The organism is Clostridium pasteurianum, assembly GCF_001705235.1.
GTDB classification, from domain to species: domain Bacteria; phylum Bacillota; class Clostridia; order Clostridiales; family Clostridiaceae; genus Clostridium_S; species Clostridium_S pasteurianum_A.
The window spans coordinates 2,786,585-2,806,176 of sequence record NZ_MCGV01000001.1 but is presented as its reverse complement, the minus strand read 5'-3'; the positions used below and the strand labels follow the sequence as shown (position 1 = coordinate 2,806,176).

14 protein-coding genes, 1 tRNA gene, 2 rRNA genes and 1 other annotated feature (1 of these 18 cut by a window edge) are annotated in these 19,592 nt (G+C 33.9%); of the genes, 1 reads left to right on the top strand and 16 read right to left on the bottom strand.

The annotated features are described in order from the left end of the window. Positions 1–111 (top strand) — a binding site (T-box leader) (it extends 100 nt beyond the left edge of the window). Between the two features lie 160 nt (positions 112–271). The 5 genes from ilvN to BEE63_RS12485 form a co-directional block, all read right to left on the bottom strand. Beyond that, on the bottom strand, positions 272–769 hold the full coding sequence (ilvN, locus tag BEE63_RS12505) for an acetolactate synthase small subunit (protein ID WP_066021701.1): 498 nt from the start codon (positions 767–769) through the stop codon (positions 272–274). 294 nt (positions 770–1,063) lie between these two features. After that, positions 1,064–2,455, bottom strand: coding sequence for a cysteine--tRNA ligase (gene cysS / locus BEE63_RS12500; RefSeq protein ID WP_066021700.1), 1,392 nt, complete (start codon positions 2,453–2,455; stop codon positions 1,064–1,066). A gap of 34 nt (positions 2,456–2,489) precedes the next feature. Further along, on the bottom strand, positions 2,490–4,202 hold the full coding sequence (locus tag BEE63_RS12495) for a proline--tRNA ligase (protein ID WP_066021699.1): 1,713 nt from the start codon (positions 4,200–4,202) through the stop codon (positions 2,490–2,492). A gap of 480 nt (positions 4,203–4,682) precedes the next feature. After that, positions 4,683–5,366, bottom strand: a complete 684-nt coding sequence (gene ispD, locus BEE63_RS12490) for a 2-C-methyl-D-erythritol 4-phosphate cytidylyltransferase (protein WP_066021698.1) — start codon at positions 5,364–5,366, stop codon at positions 4,683–4,685. A gap of 24 nt (positions 5,367–5,390) precedes the next feature. Beyond that, on the bottom strand, positions 5,391–6,494 hold the full coding sequence (locus BEE63_RS12485; protein ID WP_066021697.1) for a PIN/TRAM domain-containing protein: 1,104 nt from the start codon (positions 6,492–6,494) through the stop codon (positions 5,391–5,393). 385 nt (positions 6,495–6,879) lie between these two features. Between BEE63_RS12485 and BEE63_RS12480 the strand changes: the two genes are divergently transcribed. Then, on the top strand, positions 6,880–7,275 hold the full coding sequence (locus BEE63_RS12480; protein WP_066021696.1) for a DUF1573 domain-containing protein: 396 nt from the start codon (positions 6,880–6,882) through the stop codon (positions 7,273–7,275). Positions 7,276–7,486: 211 nt separating this feature from the next. Here BEE63_RS12480 and disA read toward each other — a convergent pair whose 3' ends face one another. The 11 genes from disA to BEE63_RS12425 all read right to left on the bottom strand — a co-directional run bounded on the left by disA (position 7,487) and on the right by BEE63_RS12425 (position 19,578). Beyond that, positions 7,487–8,560, bottom strand: a complete 1,074-nt coding sequence (disA, locus tag BEE63_RS12475) for a DNA integrity scanning diadenylate cyclase DisA (protein WP_066021695.1) — start codon at positions 8,558–8,560, stop codon at positions 7,487–7,489. A gap of 11 nt (positions 8,561–8,571) precedes the next feature. Next, a complete protein-coding gene (gene radA, locus BEE63_RS12470; RefSeq protein WP_066021694.1) occupies positions 8,572–9,921 on the bottom strand; it encodes a DNA repair protein RadA in 1,350 nt (449 codons plus the stop codon). A 242-nt stretch (positions 9,922–10,163) separates the two neighbouring features. Then, positions 10,164–12,608, bottom strand: coding sequence for an ATP-dependent Clp protease ATP-binding subunit (locus tag BEE63_RS12465; protein WP_066021693.1), 2,445 nt, complete (start codon positions 12,606–12,608; stop codon positions 10,164–10,166). Positions 12,609–12,618: 10 nt separating this feature from the next. Continuing rightward, entirely contained in the window at positions 12,619–13,635 is a 1,017-nt protein-coding gene (locus BEE63_RS12460) for a protein arginine kinase (protein WP_066021692.1), read from the bottom strand. A gap of 1 nt (position 13,636) precedes the next feature. Continuing rightward, positions 13,637–14,164, bottom strand: coding sequence for a UvrB/UvrC motif-containing protein (locus BEE63_RS12455; RefSeq protein WP_066021691.1), 528 nt, complete (start codon positions 14,162–14,164; stop codon positions 13,637–13,639). A 24-nt stretch (positions 14,165–14,188) separates the two neighbouring features. Then, positions 14,189–14,644 carry a CtsR family transcriptional regulator gene (locus BEE63_RS12450; RefSeq protein ID WP_066021690.1) on the bottom strand — a complete coding sequence of 152 codons (456 nt, stop codon included), beginning with the start codon at positions 14,642–14,644 and terminating at the stop codon, positions 14,189–14,191. Positions 14,645–14,809: 165 nt separating this feature from the next. Then, positions 14,810–15,760, bottom strand: a complete 951-nt coding sequence (locus tag BEE63_RS12445) for an ROK family protein (RefSeq protein WP_066021689.1) — start codon at positions 15,758–15,760, stop codon at positions 14,810–14,812. A gap of 55 nt (positions 15,761–15,815) precedes the next feature. After that, positions 15,816–16,055 carry a hypothetical protein gene (locus BEE63_RS12440; RefSeq protein WP_066021688.1) on the bottom strand — a complete coding sequence of 80 codons (240 nt, stop codon included), beginning with the start codon at positions 16,053–16,055 and terminating at the stop codon, positions 15,816–15,818. A gap of 251 nt (positions 16,056–16,306) precedes the next feature. Then, positions 16,307–16,381, bottom strand: a tRNA-Asn gene (locus tag BEE63_RS12435). A 9-nt stretch (positions 16,382–16,390) separates the two neighbouring features. Beyond that, positions 16,391–16,507, bottom strand: a 5S ribosomal RNA gene (rrf, locus tag BEE63_RS12430). 164 nt (positions 16,508–16,671) lie between these two features. Next, a 23S ribosomal RNA gene (locus BEE63_RS12425) occupies positions 16,672–19,578 on the bottom strand. Between the last annotated feature and the right edge of the window lie 14 nt (positions 19,579–19,592).

Sequence of the window (19,592 nt, the reverse complement as noted above, 5' to 3'; positions counted from 1 at the left end):
GTTGCAAACTGAAATTTATATTATTATATAAAGAGTAGGTAATGCCGGTAAAACCGTTATATTGTAAAAGTAATAATTTGGGTGGTACAGCGACAGATATTCGCCCCATAGCGATCTGTGGTTGTTTTTTTGTACTCTATTTTACTTTATTTCATCAATTATTTAAAAAACTTTCATCATAATACATCATTAATCAGACTATTATTTATAAAAAATATTTTATTTTAAAAATAAAAGAAATCTATAATTTATTACAGATTCCTTTATATTCTTAATTTAATATGGAGTTTTCTCCTCTTTGAATGGCTATAGTGCCGCTACTTACAACCTCTATGATACTATAAGGCTGAAGCATTTTTTGAAATGCCTCTATTTTATTAGTATTACCAGTTATTTCTATAGTAAAAGTTTTTGTTGTAACATCAACTACTGATGCTCTAAAAATAGAAACCGTATTTAATATTTCCTGTCTCTGAATTCCTTCAGCATTTACCTTTATTAGCATTATTTCACGACATACAGAATCTTCTTTATTTAAAAGAACTACTTTATGAACAACCTCTATCTTTTTTATTTGTTTTATTATTTGTTCAATTTCATTTTCGTCATTAACGCTGGCTATTAATGTTAGCCTTGATACTTTTTCATTTTCAGTTACTCCCGCAGTTACACTTTCAAGATTATATCCTCTTCTATTAAAAAGTCCACAAACTCTGGTAAGTACTCCTGGCGCATTATCAACTAGAACTGATAAAACATACAAATGCAAAATTATCACATCCCCTAACTAAAATATATTGTTATTATAATTTTCTTTAAAATTAACACTGGACTTACTTAATGTCAACAATTCTACAGAAAAATTATAATATTATGAATTTTAAGTTTTTATGTATAACAATATATTAAATTTTTATATTGTAAAAAGTAAATTTTATAACAGATTATACATACCATCATACTAAATACATTTTAGACGTATTTAACATAAAAACAAATGACAAGTCATTGTATTTTTAAATACCTTAACCTGCCATTTATTTATAACTTTTTTAACTATAGTTTAGTCAATAAACTTCCACCTTATACCTTCTGGGGTATCCTCTAAAACTATACCTCTGTCTTTAAGATCATCTCTTATTTTATCTGCAAGTGCCCAATCCTTATTTTTTCTTGCTTCTTGCCTTTTCTCTATAAGACCTTGTATCTCTTCTTCAAGATTATGCTCTTCTGATTTTTGAAGAATACCTAATGGTTTTCCAAGCTCTCTCATAAGATTTATAGAATTTTCTACAACCTTTCTACTTGAGTCTCCACTTACATTTATATTAATATCCTTAGCAAGATCAAAGATAACAGAAATAGCATCTGCTGTATTAAAATCATCATCCATCTTTTCTATGAATTTTTGTCTATAACCATCTAAAGTATTTAAATATTCACTATCATTATCTTTATCTTTAGCATTTTTTAATAAACTTTCCAGATTATTTAATGTATTATAAAGTCTTTCAAGGGATACTTTAGCTGCATCAATAGACTCTTTACTAAAATTAAGAGGTGTTCTATAATGTGCTGAAAGTAAGAATAATCTTATAACTTCTACATCATACTTCTCAAGTATTTCTCTTGCTGTAAAAAAGTTATTCAATGATTTTGACATCTTTTGATTATTTATATTTAAATATGCTGCATGCATCCAGTAATTTGCAAAAGTCTTTCCAGTCCTAGCTTCACTTTGAGCTATTTCATTTTCATGATGCGGAAAAATAAGATCTATAGCTCCTGCATGAATATCTATAGTATCTCCTAATAAATCACGTGCCATGCATGAACATTCTATATGCCAGCCTGGTCTTCCCATTCCCCATGGACTTTTCCATGAAGGTTCACCCGGCTTTTCATTTTTCCATAATGCAAAATCCATAGGATTCTTTTTTCTATCATCAACAGCTATACTTGCTCCTGCCTGACGGTCTTCTAGATTTTGTCCTGATAACTTTCCATATTCTTTAAAATTATTAGTATCAAAATATACATCGCCGTCAACTTCATATGCATACCCTTCATCCTGAAGATCTTTAACAAAATCTATTATCTTATTTACATATTCAGTAGCCCTTGGATTGCAAGTTGCACGTTCTAAATTCAGTGCATCAGCATCTTTATAATATTCTTTTATATACCTGTCTCCAAGTTCTTTTACTGTAATTCCTTCCTGATTAGCTTTATTTATCATCTTATCATCTATATCAGTAAAATTTTGAATAAAATCCACCTTATATCCTCTATATTCAAAATATTTTCTTACAGTATCAAAAACTATGAAAGTTCTAGCATTACCTATATGAAAGAAATTATAAACGGTAGGTCCACAAACGTACATTCTAACCATTTTAGGTGTAACAGGAACAAATTCTTCTTTTGTGCGCGTCATGGTATTAAATATTTTCATGATTTTCCTCCTTATCTACAGGTATCTAATTACTTTAAAGCTCTATATTATTTTTCTTAAATTCCTCTTTTACCCTCTCAATAACTTTATCTAAAGGTAAATCTTCAATATCTTTGCTATTTCTACACTTAAACTCTACTTTATTATCAGCTATCTTCTTTCCAACAGTTATTCTCATAGGAATACCTATTAAATCAGCATCCTTGAACTTAACTCCTGCTCTTTCATTTCTATTATCAAGTAGTGCATCTACACCTATCTTTTTAAGTTCATTGTAGATATTTTCAGCGATTCTCATTTGATCTTCATTTTTAAATACTGCTGGAACAACAATAACCTCATATGGTGCAACAGCTAAAGGCCATATTATTCCATTTTCATCATGATGCTGCTCAATTACAGCTGACATAGTTCTATTAACTCCTATACCATAACATCCCATTACAAGAGGCTTGTTTTCTCCATCTTCATCTGCAAAATATGCTTTCATAGACTCTGAATATTTAGTTCCAAGTTTAAATATATGACCAACTTCTATTCCTCTTGCAATGGTAAGTGGCTTTCCACATTTAGGACATTTCTCGCCTTCAATTGCATTTCTAAAATCTCCTACTGTGCCTTTAAAATCTCTGTCATAATTTACATTTGAATAATGATATCCTGTTTCATTAGCTCCTACAATGAAATTATACATATATGTTACTTCATTATCTACAAATAAATGATCAACTTTAAGTCCGATAGGTCCAGCGAAACCAACTTCTGCACTTGTAGCAACCTTAACAGTTTTTTCATCTGCAAGATCGAATTCAACTGGAGATCCTACTGCATTTTTAACTTTTGTTTCATTTACGTCTCTATCTCCTCTTACCATTACAGCTACAACTTCATCATCAGCCTTGTATATTATAGTTTTGACAAACTTTTTAGAATCTACACCAAAGAATTCAACTAAATCTGCTATAGTTTTTGCATGAGGCGTTTCAACCTTTTTTAATTCCTTAGCTTCTTCTTTTTCAGCTTTTTCTGGAGATGCTGGAGCCTTCTCGATGTTTGCTGCATAATCGCATCCAGTACAAAATGCTACTTCATCTTCTCCTATTTCAGATTTAACCATAAATTCAGCTGAACCAGAACCACCCATTGCTCCTGAGTCTGCTGCTACAGCACTACAAGTAACACCGCACCTTTTAAATATCTTAGTATAAGCTTCATACATTTTGTCATATGCAACATCAAGCCCTGCATAATCCCTATCAAAACTATATGCATCCTTCATCACAAATTCTCTTGAACGTATCATACCAAACCTTGGTCTTCTCTCATCCCTGTATTTGGTCTGAATTTGATATAAATTAATAGGAAGCTGTTTATATGATTTTATTTCATTTCTCGCAAAATCAGTAAAAACTTCTTCGTGTGTAGGTCCAAGACAAAATTCTCTTTCATTCCTATCTTTAAGTTTAAACATCTCAGGTCCAAACTTTTCCCATCTTCCCGATTCTTTCCAAAGTTCAGATGGTAAAAGTGCTGATGCTAAAAATTCCTGTGCTCCTGCAGCATCCATTTCATCCCTTATTATATCTTCAACTTTTTTTAATGCTTTTAATCCTAAAGGCATATAATTATATACTCCTGAAGCCATTTTCCTTATCATTCCTGATCTTAACATGAGCTTATGGCTATCTATTTCTGCCTCTGCTGGTGTCTCTCTCAGCGTAAGCATAAGCATATTTGACATTTTCATATTAAATTTTCCTCCTCAAAAATAAAAATATATAAAAAAACTCGCCCCCTGATTAGGGCGAGTTTTCGCGGTACCACCTAAATTTGTACTCATTAAGATAACGGTCTTAACCGGTAATTTCCTACAGCTCAAAAGCAGGTTCAAAACTATTTGAAAATCTTTCAGCCGTGGATTTTCTCTCTTTAATGGCGTTTTTACTATTCTTTCTCATCGCAAAATTATTCAATTCAAATATTTATAATATATTATACCTAGCGAATTAAGTTGTGTCAACTATAGGAAACCAAGCGAAACTTAATTTATACATGTACCAAAATGTCAATCTTCAAGACATTTTGGTACATGTATAAATTTTTAGTTGAGCCGGTTTCCTACTCAAGCTTCTCGCCGCCCATCCTAAACTCAATCTATACATCTTCTCAAAATGTCAATCTTCAAGACATTATGGTACATGTATAAATTTTTAGTTGAGCTGGTTTCCTAAACAGATTTATTAAGTATTCTTTCCGCCGTATATATATCATCATACGTAGTTATTTTCATATTGTCATAACTTCCATCATATAGATATACTTTTCTTCCAGCCATCTCAAAAATCTTAGTATCATCTGTAGCTATAATTCCTTTAGCCTCAGCTTGCAGATGTGCATCCAATATTTCATCAAATTTAAAACACTGCGGTGTCTGAACACAAAATAGACTATTTCTATCAAGCGTTTTTGACGAAAATCCATTTTCATCTCTTAGTTTTATAGTATCCTTAGGAACCACTCCACATGCTGATCCACCATAAATAGAAGCATATTTGATACCTTCCTCTATAATTCTATCATCAACAAAAGGTCTTGCACCATCATGTATGAGAACAATATCTACATTTTTAAGTTTCCTAAGACCATTTAAAACAGACTCCTGTCTTTCATGACCTCCAGCCACAACGCTTCGTATCTTCTTAAAATTATACTTGTAAACTACTTCATTAAGACATTTTTCAATTTCATCCCTAGAAACAACTATTACAATTTCATCGATACTACTATTTTGCTCAAACTTACTTATAGTATGTGCTAGGATAGGCTTATCATTTAAGTTGATAAACTGCTTATTAATCTTTGCATGCATTCTTTTCCCTTTACCTGCAGCCATTATAACAGCACAATTCATTGATACAATTACTCCTTGTCTATTTTAATTCTTCTGTTTTGCAAATATCATTCTACCTGCTGCAGTCTGAAGAACAGACGTAACAGTAACTTCTCTAGTCTCTCCTATATGACTTCTGCCACCTTCTACAACTATCATAGTTCCATCATCAAGATATCCAACACCCTGTCCTGACTCTTTTCCATCTTTTACGATTTGTATTGTCATTTCTTCTCCAGGAAGAACTACAGGTTTAACTGCATTGGCAAGCTCATTTATATTTAGTACTGGAACGCCCTGAAATTCTGCTACCTTATTTAAATTAAAATCATTTGTTATTACTTTCCCCTTCATTACTTCCGCCAATTTTAAAAGCTTTACATCAACCTCTGGTATGTCAGGAAAATCCTTATCATATATCTTAACTTCAATATTCAATTCTTTTTGAATTTTGTTTAATATATCAAGTCCTCTTCGTCCACGATTTCTCTTAAGCCCATCTGAAGAATCTGCAATATGCCTTAACTCTTTAAGTACAAACCCTGGTATTACAAGAGTACCCTCGATAAAATCTGTTTGACATATATCAAATATTCTTCCATCAATTATAACAGAAGTATCTAATATCTTAGGTGCTGCCTTAGAAACATTCTTTCCCTTTTTCTCCTTTGAAACTCCTGTTTTTCTTAAATTATAAAATAAATTCATGAGCTCTTCTCTCTTTTTTATGGCTACATCAGCACCTATAACCGCCATTATCATATTTACAATAATATATATTATTGTTGTTATATATGATAGCGGACCTGTCACTCTGTTGAGTGAACTTAAAAGTAAAGAAGCAATTACTAGTCCTATTATGGCACCCCCTGCTCCAAATAGAACCTCAGAAACTGGAATTTTCTGAATTGTTCTTTCTAAATAATCCATAAATTTTAATATTAAAGAATTAATCCATGGGGATATTATAAAAAATATTATACCTAAAACTAAAACACAGAATACTATAAAAGTTATTCTCCCAATACTATTATGCTTTACAAAACTAATTTGCGAAAAATAACCACCTTTTAATATAACACTGGCTAGCAGGTATCCCAATACCAATCCTATAACAGTAAAAAGTCCTCTCAATATTTTTTTCAGCAATTAAAGCCACCTCCTTTATTAATTATTAACTAATTTTACAATTTTAAATCGAAAATTCAAAAATCTCTTTAAGTTTTTTGCACAAGCTTAATTAATATGCTATCACCAATAAAGTATACGTTAAAATTATGAATATATCAAGACTGTTTACAATTTTTTCAAATATTTATCCCCCTATTATTTAATCTTATATTGTTTTAATATATAAAGTGAACTTAATCAGAAACATTAAAACAACCAAGTTTTGTTGCTTACTATAAAAAACATAGTCCTTACCTCAGTACTAATATAGCAAAAATAAGCCTACAATCATTGACAATATTTTTCCAATTATTCTACAATTTATTATATTCATGTTATAAACGCACACAAGGAGCTGAATAAGATGCAAGATATAATTTTTGATGAATTCCAAAATTTAGTAGATGAGTCTTTAATACGACATTCAAGTATATTAGATATAATTACTAAACTTCAAGGATCACAAGCAAGAATTAATAGAGCACTAGTAAAATCCGTGACTAATTGTGGATGTATTGAAATAAATGCTGAAAAACAACACATACCAAGTGATTTAGATATTAATAATTTAAAGAAACATTTAAAAACTCATGTTCGTGGAAAACTATGTGAAAATTGCAGAGATATATTAGAAAATGAAATTGGAAATAACCTTTTTTACCTCGCAGCTCTCTGCAACACTCTTGACATAAACTTATATGACATATTTCTTAAAGAATACGATAAAATGAACACATTAGGAAAATATACTTTAAGATAGAACACATGAACCGTTATATTAAGACTAGAAGTTTTTTGTCATCTTTGTATACAAAAATAATTTGAGGTCGGCTCAAACAATGTTAGCTGTACTAACTTTTGAGCCACCTTTAATAAATAAGTTGTGTTGTGCAAAACCTTCCTATGTCATTAGGAAATGAATTTCAACTTTCTCATTATTTATATTTAGTACGATTATCCTTTATCTCTTCCTATAATTGCTTACTTATTATAACCTGTTCTTTTAATTTTTTAAGTCCACTTTTTATTGCTCTTGCTCTCGCCTCTCCAATTCCTTCAACACTATCAAGTTCTTCATGTGATGCTTCTAATATCTTTTTCAATTCCTTGAAATTCTTAACAAGATTTTCTATTACGCTAAAAGGTATTCTAGGTATTTTACTTGTCATTCTATATCCTCTAGGTGATATAAGTGTATCTATAAGTGGAACATCACCATATCCCATTATCTTTGAAATAACCTCAGCATTTAAAAATTCTTCAGATGACATACTCTGTATAGACTCATATATTTTATTAAAGTTAGGTTCATCTTGACAATAATCTCTTATTATAAATATTCCATCCTGTTCTACATTTTTTACCAGTTCATTAAGTTGCATTGAAATAAGTCTTCCTTCATTTCCAAGTTCACAGATATATCTTTCTATTTCAGTTACAACTCTCATTACCATTTCAGTTCTCTGAATTGCAATTACTACATCATGCAATGTACATAAATCTTGAAACTCAAGTAAATTTAAGTTACTCATAACTCTATCTAAAACAGAAACGTATTTTTCAAGAGTTTGAATAGCTTGATTTGCCCTTGCAAGTATTATGCTACTATCCCTAAGAATATATTTTATATCGTCTTTATAAACCGTTATAACATTTCTTCTCTGAGATATTGCAACAACGACATTTCCAGTTTGCTTAGCCACCCTATGTGCTGTTCTGTGCCTAGTTCCAGTCTCAAATGTGGGTATAGAAGAGTCTGGCACTAGCTGAACATTAGCTTTTACTATTTTCTTTAAATCAGTACTCAAAATTATAGCCCCATCCATTTTAGCAAGTTCGTATATATATGATGAACTATATTGAGAATTAATTTTAAAGCCACCATCGCTTAACTTCATAACATCATCATTATCACCTAAAACTATTAATCCTCCAGTTTTAGCTCTTAAAATATTTTCAAGTCCTTCTCTCAAATCCGTACCTGGAGCCATTGTCTTTAATATTTGTAGAAGCTTCTTATCCTTTTTTAACCTCAAATCATTCACTTTAATCACCCTTAAAAAACTTTATTTACAGCTTCCTTTAAATAAGATATACCTACTGTATTTATCGCAATATTTTTGTCAAATTTAATATTTTTTTGAGGAATTAATATATTTTCAAAGCCTAATTTATCAGCTTCGTTAATAATCCTATCAGAAAACGCTACTGGCCTAACCTCTCCTGTAAGACCAATTTCACCTACAACAATCATCTTATCTAACTTTGTACTTACTCCCTTAACACTGGAAATCAAAGCTAATGCCAATCCTAAATCGCCATAGGTACCTTCAATATTTAATCCACCTACAACATTTACATATACATCACAATTGTAAAATGGAATTTTAAGTTTCTTTTCAAGTACAGCCAAAATCAAATTTAATCTTGAGTTATCTACACCCAAAGAAGTTCTTCTAGGCATAACTGCATTTGTTTTAGAAACCAGTGCTTGAATTTCTACAAGTATAGGTCTTGTTCCTTCCATTGTTCCTATTACAACTGAACCCTCCTGATTGAAATTCGTTTCTTCAAGAAATAATCCAGACGGATTATATATCTGCCGAAGTCCCTCTGCCGTCATTTCAAAAACACCTATTTCACTGGTAGTTCCAAAACGGTTTTTTACAGTTCTAAGTATTCTGAACTCTTCTGTTCTTTGGCCTTCAAAGGTTAAAACCGTATCAACAATATGTTCAAGTATTCTCGGTCCAGCAAGTTCCCCCTGCTTTGTAACATGCGCTACAATAAAAAATGGTATATTATTTGTTTTAGCTATCCTCATAATAACATTAGCACACTCTCTAACTTGAGAAACACTTCCTGGAGCTGAAGTTATTTGTTCCTTATATAGTGTTTGTATTGAATCAATTATGACAAATGCAGGTTTTATATCATTAACATGTTGTTCTATAACTTCCATGTTTGTTTCAGATAATATAAATACATTTGGTGAGTCTACTTTTAGCCTATCGCCCCTCATTTTTATCTGTTCTTCAGATTCCTCTCCTGAGACATATAGAACTTTTCCATATTTTGATGCTATATCCTGACAAATCTGCAGAAGAAGTGTTGACTTACCTATGCCCGGGGCACCTGATATAAGTGTAATAGAACCTCTAACAAGTCCTCCTCCTAGTACTCTATTTAACTCAGCATTATTTGTATCATATCTTTCATATTCTCCGGATTTTATATTATTTATACACTTTGGCATGCTATTTATAGCTACTTTGTTATTCTTTTTATTTTCTACATTTTCTTCAACAAAACTATTCCAACTACTGCATGATGGACACTTACCTAACCATTTTACAGATTGGTATCCACATTCCTGACACACAAAAAAACTTTTCGTCTTGCTCACATAATCACATCCTATTTGTATATAAATAATTATACAATACTTTTTATACATTTGTCAGTAAATAAACCTTTAACATTCAAAATACTTATTTTATAGCAAGAAATGTAGAGGACATAAAGCCCCCTACATTTTATATAAACTTATTACAAAATTGCTTAAATAAATGACAGACCAAAAGTTAAAGCTTATTATTCTAAAAAAGTTTTATGCTCCCAATTAGCCTGTCATATAAAATTCTACAGTTATTCTCCTTTTGTAAACTTCAATTCTTTATTTTCATCTACATCTACAAAAATATTATCATTTTTACTTATAGTTCCCTTTAATATTTCTTCTGAAAGTTTGTCTTCTACAGTTTTTGTTATAGTTCTTCTTAAAGGTCTTGCTCCGTACGCCTCATCAAAGCCCTTTTCAGCAAGAAATTTTTCTGCATTTTCTGTGAAATTAATTTTTATATTTTGCTCCCTTAACCTTGCTTGAACGGATTTAAGCATAATTTTTACTATTTCTCTAAGATCCTTTTCTTGTAGCTTATGGAATACAACTATTTCATCGATTCTATTTAAAAACTCAGGTCTAAAAGAATTCTTAAGCTCTTCTATAATATTATCCTTCATTTTGTCATACTCTTGCTTTTTTTCATTCTTTTCAGTTTCAAATCCAAGAGTTTTTTGTTTTCTTATAGTTGATGCTCCAACATTAGATGTCATAATTATTATTGTATTTCTAAAGTTTACAGTTTTACCCTTACCATCAGTAAGTCTTCCGTCATCAAGTATTTGAAGTAATATATTGAATACGTCTGGATGAGCTTTCTCTATTTCATCAAATAATACCACAGAATATGGTTTTCTTCTTACCTGTTCAGTAAGTTGTCCGCCCTCATCATATCCAACATATCCTGGAGGTGATCCTACAAGACGTGATACTGTATGTTTTTCCATGTATTCTGACATATCAATTCTTATAATATTTCCTTCATTTCCAAACATAGCTTCAGCTAACGCCTTTGATAATTCTGTTTTTCCAACACCAGTTGGTCCTAAAAATATAAATGATCCAATTGGCCTTTTAGGATCTTTAAGTCCTACTCTGGCTCTCCTTACAGCTTTTGAAACATATTCAACTGCCTCATCTTGACCTATAACTCTTTTATGAAGAATATCCTCAAGATGTAAAAGTCTTTCTGATTCTTTTTCAGTAAGCTTTTCAACAGGTATATTAGTCCACTTAGCTACAACAGAGGCCACCTGTTTTTCTTTAACTATATGGTTTTCACTGTCATTTCTATTTTTCCAATTCTTTTTGAATTCCTCGATTGAAGTCCTTAAATTTTTCTCTTTGTCTCTTAACTTAGCTGCTTTTTCAAAATCTTGAAGTCTTATAGCATCTGATTTTTCCTTAGTCGTCTTTTCAAGGGTTTCTTCTTGACTCTTTAGGTCTGGTGGTGCTGTAAGATTTTCAATTCTAACTTTTGCAGCTGCTTCATCAATTAAATCTATTGCTTTATCTGGCAAAAATCTATCCGATATATACCTTACTGAAAGATTTACTGCAGCTTCTATTGCATCATCTGTAATTTTAACTCCATGATGAGCCTCATATTTATCTCTAAGTCCCTTAAGTATCTGAACGGCTTCTTCCTTACTAGGCTCTCCAACATCAACTGGCTGAAATCTTCTTTCAAGAGCTGCATCTTTCTCTATATATTTTCTGTACTCCTCTGTTGTAGTTGCGCCTATACACTGTATTTCTCCTCTTGCAAGGGAAGGCTTTAAAATATTAGATGCATCAATTGCACCCTCTGCTGCACCTGCTCCAATTATAGTATGAATTTCATCAATAAAAAGTATTACATTTTTAGCAGCTTTAATTTCATCCATTACCTTTTTAAGTCTTTCCTCAAACTCACCTCTATACTTTGAACCTGCAACTAAAGAAGATATATCTAAGGAAACAACTCTTTTATTTTTAAGTATCTCAGGAATATTGCCTTCTACTATTTTCTGTGCTAATCCCTCTGCAATAGCTGTTTTACCTACTCCAGGATCACCTATTAGACATGGATTATTTTTAGTTCTTCTGCAGAGTATCTCAAGTATTCTCTGCGTTTCATCATCTCTCCCTATAACAGGATCAAGCTTTCCTTCTGCCGCCATTTGTGTCAAATCAGTTCCAAATTGATTTAATGACGGTGTTGAAGAATTTGAGCTACTATAGTTTGATTTCACTCCTGTGGTTTCCTCCTGACCTGTTAAGCTATCTAATATTTCTTTTCTAAGTCTTTCAAAATCTACTCCAAGATTACCAATAATAGTAAAAGCTACTCCTTCGCCCTCTCTAATAAGAGCCAATAGAACATGCTCTGGATTTATATAATTATGATTTAAATTTCTTGCTTCAAGTAAACTTATTTCTAAAAGTCTTTTAGTTCTTGGTGTTAATGGTAATTCTTCATTATATGCATTAGAATCACCAACACCTTCGTATTCCTCTATAAGTGTTCTTACCTTATCAAGCGTAACTCCCATACTTGCGAGAATTGATTGCGCTTTGCCACCTTCATCTCTTAAAATTCCAAGAAGTATATGCTCAGTTCCAACATATCCATGCCTGAAATTTTGTGCCTCTTCTTGTGCATAATAAATCATCTTTTGAGCTCTTTCGGAAAATCTACCAAACATCATAAATATTCACCTACCTTAAATTTTCTCTAACATAAAGTGCTCTCTTTATGTTCTCCTCACTTTTGGATAATTTTTTGTTATAAATTTCTTGCAATGTTGCTTTTTGAACATTCACTAATAGATTATTTAGTTTATTAATATCTATATTCTTTATAATTCCCATCTCAACTCCTATTCTTACATTAGAAATAAGATTTAAACATTCGTTAATATCTAAAATCACCGAATTTTTCAGTATACCGAGCGATCTATACATTTTATCTTCCAATTCATATTTGTACTTCTTCATTATACGTTCTCTTGATAAATTTTCTTGATTCATTATCTGTTCAACAACAGTTTTCAGATTTGATATAATATCCATTTCGCTCATTCCTAAAGTTACCTGGTTTGATATTTGATACAATCCTCCAATAGCTTTAGAACCTTCACCCCATAGGCCTCTTATAGTAATTCCTATCTGAGATAAAGCATTTAGTACTCTACCCATTTCATTGTTCATGGATAGCGCTGGAAGATGAATCATTACAGAAGCTCTCATTCCAGTTCCTAAATTAGTTGGGCAAGCAGTTAAATATCCAAGTTTTTCATCAAACGCATAATCTATATTTTCCTCTAATTCATCATCTATTTTATCTATGCAATTATATGCTTCTTTCAAATTAAGTCCTGCAGTTATAGCCTGAAGTCTCAAATGATCTTCTTCATTTATCATTATACTTACAGTTTCATCGTTATTTAGTATGAATGCAGATTTTCTAGAATTATCTATAAGTTTTTTGCTTATAAGGTGTTTCTCAAGAAACTCTGCATTACAATTATTGTCGTTTTCCCATAAATCTATACATTTAAAATTCTGATTTTCTGATTTATTAAAAGCACTATTAACCTTCTCTACCACATTTCTTCCTTCATCATCAGATAATTTATCGGGAAATGGTATACCTTTTATATTTCTTGCAAGACGAATCCTTGTTGTAATTACCATTTGATTATTATTGTTTGTGTTATTAAGCCAATTCTCCATTTCAATTTTCACCTCCGTCTTTACCCTGAAGTTCCTTTATTTTATCTCTAAGTTCTGCTGCCTTTTCATATTCTTCTTGAAATACAGCCTTCTGCAATTCAGATTTAAGTCTAGCTATATTATTTTTATTTATTATTTCCTTACCTGATTTTTTAGGTATTTTACCATTATGTTCAACATTGCCTTGAACCCTATTTATAATTGGAGATAACATTGAATTGAAATATTTATAGCATTCGCTGCATCCAAATAAACCTTTTTCCTTAAATTCACTATAAGTAGTTCCGCAATTCTTACATACTATTTCTTGATTTTTGTCAATTTGTGCGTTTCCACCTATATAATCCATTATGCCACTCAAAATGTTCTGAAAAGAAAAAGGTGAAATAAAGTCAATATCCGAAGAAATATTTACACCCTGAATATTTTTAGCACATTCCTCACATACATTTAATTCTTTTTTATCTCCATTTATTATTTGTGTTATATGAACATTAGCCTCATTTTTATGACAAATTTCACATACCATAATTTTCACCAACCTTTTAATATATTATACAAACAAGATAATAAGCGCAGATTTTAATATTTCAGCTCTCACTTCATTTCGTTTATCGCCAGTATCTAATAAAGTCCTATCGTTTATACATGCCTTTATTATATTTCCTTCCCTATCAGTTAAAACATCCATATCCAAAAGAGCATCAACTATTTTGCAACCAGAATCATAAGTTATACTATCACCTATTCTATCAACAATAGAACTTACAAATGGTTTCTTTTCGTTATATTGAACCCTTCTAATTTTTATGCATCCACCTCCGCCACGTCTACTTTCTATATAGTATCCTTTATCTGTTGTAAATCGTGTGGTTAAAACATAATTTATCTGAGAGGGAGCACAACTAAAATGATTAGCTAATTCATTTCTCTGTATTTCAAGCTCGTTTTCACTATTTTCAGCAATCATCTCTTTTAAAAATTCCTCTATGATATCAGATAATCTCATTGTAAGCTCTCCTTTACTTTGACTTTCTTTGACTTTATTATATAACATAATTTCAACCTTTGCAATATTATTACTAAAAAAATATAGAAGAAACATTTAAACTATTAAAAATGTTTCTTCTATGTATATGGTTCCCAAAGTAAAAATTAATAAATAAAAAATATGTTATTTACTTTCAAGGATTGCAAGTGCTACTGCTCCAATTACTCCAGCATCTGTTCCAAGTCCTGCAGGAACAATCTTACATGAAGCTGCCATAGAGTCAAAACATCTTGTATTAACAACTTCTCTTACTTTTTCAAATACTATATTGCCACCTTTTGAAACTCCTCCACCTATTACTACCATTTCAGGATCAAGAGTTGCAACAATATTGGCTACACATATTCCAAGATAATTTAAACATTTGTCTAATATATCTGAAGCAACCTTATCGCCTTTCTTAGCCTCTTGAAAAACTTCATATGATGTAACATTCTCATAATTTCTAAGAGAAGTTTCCGCACCTGTCTCAAGTGCCTCTTTAGCTCTTTTAGCTATAGCTGTTCCTGAAGCAAGAGCCTCTGTGCAACCGTAATTTCCGCAATTACATCTTGGACCATCTTCTACCAATGTTGTATGTCCTATTTCCAATGCATTGTTAGTATTTCCTCTGTATATCTTTCCATTTATTATGGCTCCACCACCAACTCCAGTACTTACAGTGACAAAGACCATATTTTCAGTACCTTTACCTGCTCCAAACATAAATTCTCCTATAGCAGCGACATTGGCATCGTTATCAAGATATGTCTCAATACCAAACTTATTCTTAATAGGCTCAACCAACTTAAAATTTTTAAATGGTAGATTAGGTGTTGAAATTATCATCCCTTTTTTAGAATCTAAAGGTCCTGGTGATCCTATCCCTATTGCCTTTATTTCATCCTTATTAACTTTTGAATCCCCAATAACTTTACTTATTGATTCAATTATTCTAGTAAGTACAGCCGCTTCACCCTCTTGTGAAAGAGTTGGCAATGTATATTGATTTATAATTTTACCATCAAGATCTGATATAGCACAACTGATTTTAGTACCACCAAGATCTACTCCTACAACATACTTTTTGTCCATCTTTTATCCTCCCAACCTTAATTAATAACATAATTATTATATCATATAAATTTAATTATTTGTTTGTTTTTAGTGCTTTAATATTACATCTACCACCTTTATCTACATGCTTTTGAGTTATTTCAAATCTATTATTTTCAAGCATATTACATATTATATCTACATTTTTCTTATCACCGTTTTGCATAACTATTGTAAATTTATCATCCTTATTTATAAATTCCATATAATCATGAATATTACTATAATCACTTAAATTTATTTTATTCTTTATATTAAGCTGATACTCAGTCATATCTTTGCTCCCTTCTATAGTCAAACTTAATACACATATTTCAAAGCTATGTTATATGTATATGTTAATTGCTTAACTAGAAATCCTATATTGTTTATAATATTTTTTGCAATTATAGATTTAATATTCATTAATTAATAAATTGAACAAAAAATAAAAAATGAACAATTATATTATAAAAACACTTTGACTGGTTTTTAATAATTTAATCATTCATTACTTATTCTATCATATTTCATCAAAAAATAAAATGGCTCCGCGAAAAGGATTCGAACCTTCAACCTATCGGTTAACAGCCGAGTGCTCCACCGTTGAGCTATCGCGGAATACATTCTACCCGGCAATGACCTACTCTCCCACAGGGCAACCCCTGCAGTACCATCGGCGCTTTGGTTCTTAACCTTCGTGTTCGGTATGGGAACGGGTGTTGCAACCAAGCTATGATCACCGGATTTACATTTTGTTTTTGAAAGTCAAGCTTTCTACTCAACTACTAACTTCCACATGTACCATAATACTTTGAAGCTAGTATTTTGGAACAAGTACAAGTTAAGTTTCGTAAAGAAACTTGTATATACTTTCAAAATTGCATAGTAACTTATATATTTACTCTTTATTGGTCAAGCCCTCGACCTATTAGTATCAGTCAGCTTAAAATGTTACCACTCTTACACCTCTGACCTATCAACCTGTTGTTCTTTCAGGGGTCTTACTAACTTATGTTATGGGAAATCTTATCTTGAGGTGGGCTTCACGCTTAGATGCCTTCAGCGTTTATCCCGTCCCGACATAGCTACCCAGCCGTGCCTTTGGTAAGACAACTGGTACACCAGAGGTCAGTCCATCCCGGTCCTCTCGTACTAAGGACAGCTCCTCTCAAATTTCCTTCGCCCGCGACGGATAGGGACCGAACTGTCTCACGACGTTCTGAACCCAGCTCGCGTGCCGCTTTAATGGGCGAACAGCCCAACCCTTGGGACCTACTTCAGCCCCAGGATGCGACGAGCCGACATCGAGGTGCCAAACCTCCCCGTCGATGTGGACTCTTGGGGGAGATCAGCCTGTTATCCCCGAGGTAGCTTTTATCCGTTGAGCGATGACCCTCCCACGAGGAGTCACCGGATCACTAAGCCCGACTTTCGTCTCTGCTCCACTTGTTTGTGTCGCAGTCAGGCTCCCTTCTGCCTTTGCACTCTACGCGCGGTTTCCAACCGCGCTGAGGGAACCTTTGGGCGCCTCCGTTACATTTTAGGAGGCGACCGCCCCAGTCAAACTGCCCACCTAGCTATGTCCCGTGACCAGTTTCATGGCCTCCGGTTAGAACCTCAGTACTGTCAGGGTGGTATCCCAAAGGTGACTCCACAATCCCTGACGGAACTGCTTCCAAGTCTCCCACCTATTCTGTACAGACAATACCGAAATTCAATGCTAAGCTACAGTAAAGCTCTACGGGGTCTTTCCGTCCAATCGCGGGTAGCAAGCATCTTCACTTGCACTACAATTTCGCCGGATTTGCTGTTGAGACAGTGCCCAAATCATTACGCCATTCGTGCGGGTCGGAACTTACCCGACAAGGAATTTCGCTACCTTAGGACCGTTATAGTTACGGCCGCCGTTTACTGGGGCTTAAGTTCATGCCTTCGCTTGCGCTAAGCATTCCCCTTAACCTTCCAGCACCGGGCAGGCGTCAGCTCCTATACTTCAGCTTTCGCTTTAGCAGAAACCTGTGTTTTTGATAAACAGTTGCTTGGGCCTATTCTCTGCGACCTGCTCTCGCAGGCACCCCTTCTCCCGAAGTTACGGGGTCAATTTGCCGAGTTCCTTAACAGCAATTCTTCCGATGGTCTTAGGATTCTCTCCTCACCTACCTGTGTCGGTTTGCGGTACGGGCACAAAACTCCTGGATAGAGACTTTTCTTGGCAGCATGAAATCAGATATTTCGGTAGTAAACTACCTCATCATTACATCCCAGACTTACGAAAAGCGGATTTTCCTGCTTTCCATCCTCAATGCTTAAGCGCACTTCCAATAACATACGCATATCCTATCCTTCTGCGTCATCCCATTTCTCATAACGTTGTTTTGCGGTATCGGAATATCAACCGATTGTCCATCACCTACGCCATTCGGCCTCGGCTTAGGTCCCGACTTACCCTGGGCGGACGAACCTTCCCCAGGAAACCTTAGGTTTTCGACCACTAAGATTCTCACTTAGTTCTCGCTACTTATGCCAGCATACTCTCTCCTGCACAGTCCACCGCTCCTTACGGTACGACTTCAACCCATGCAGGATGCTCCTCTACCACTTGTACATAGTACAAGTCCACAGCTTCGGTGTTAGATTTTAGCCCCGGACATTTTCGGCGCAGGATCTCTTGACTAGTGAGCTATTACGCACTCTTTTAATGTATGGCTGCTTCTGAGCCAACATCCTAGTTGTCTTAGAAATCCCACATCCTTTACCACTTAATCTATACTTTGGGACCTTAGCTGGTGATCTGGGCTGTTTCCCTTTTGACTACGGATCTTATCACTCGCAGTCTGACTACTGTGATTCAAGTATCCAGCATTCGGAGTTTGATAAAGTTCAGTAACTGTTGTCAGCCCCTACCTCATTCAGTGCTCTACCTCCGGTACTCATTCACAGCGCTAGCCCTAAAGCTATTTCGAGGAGAACCAGCTATATCCGAGTTCGATTGGAATTTCTCCCCTATCCACAGTTCATCCCATGGTTTTTCAACACCATTGTGGTTCGGACCTCCACGGAATTTTACTTCCGCTTCACCCTGACCATGGATAGGTCACCCGGTTTCGGGTCTACAGCATGCAACTATGCGCCCTATTAAGACTTGGTTTCCCTTCGGCTGCGCACCTTAAGTGCTTAACCTTGCTGCATACCGTAACTCGCTGGCTCGTTCTACAAAAAGCACATCATCACACGTTAATGTGTTCTGATCGGTTGTGGACACACGGTTTCAGGTTCTATTTCACTCCCCTTCCGGGGTTCTTTTCACCTTTCCCTCACGGTACTGCTTCACTATCGGTCACTAGGTAGTATTTAGCCTTGGGAGGTGGTCCTCCCAGCTTCCCACAAGGTTTCACGTGTCTCGTGGTACTCTGGAACAGATCGGGCTTTTTTCTCTTTTTACCTACAGGACTTTTACCTTCTACGGTTTAACTTTCCAGAAATCTTCGGTTAAGATATAAAGCTTTAATGATCTGCCCGCAACCCCGGAAACAAGTTTCCGGTTTGGGCTCTTTCCCTTTCGCTCGCCGCTACTAAGGAAATCGATTTTTCTTTCTCTTCCTCCGGGTACTTAGATGTTTCAGTTCCCCGGGTTTACCTCTATATACCTATGAATTCAGTATACAGTCCATGGATACAATCCATGGGGGTTTCCCCATTCGGAAATCTTTGGTTCACAGGCTATTTGCGCCTACCCAAAGCTTATCGCAGCTTATCACGTCCTTCTTCGGCTCCTAGTGCCAAGGCATTCACCATGCGCCCTTTGTAGCTTGACCTTAAGTAAATATAT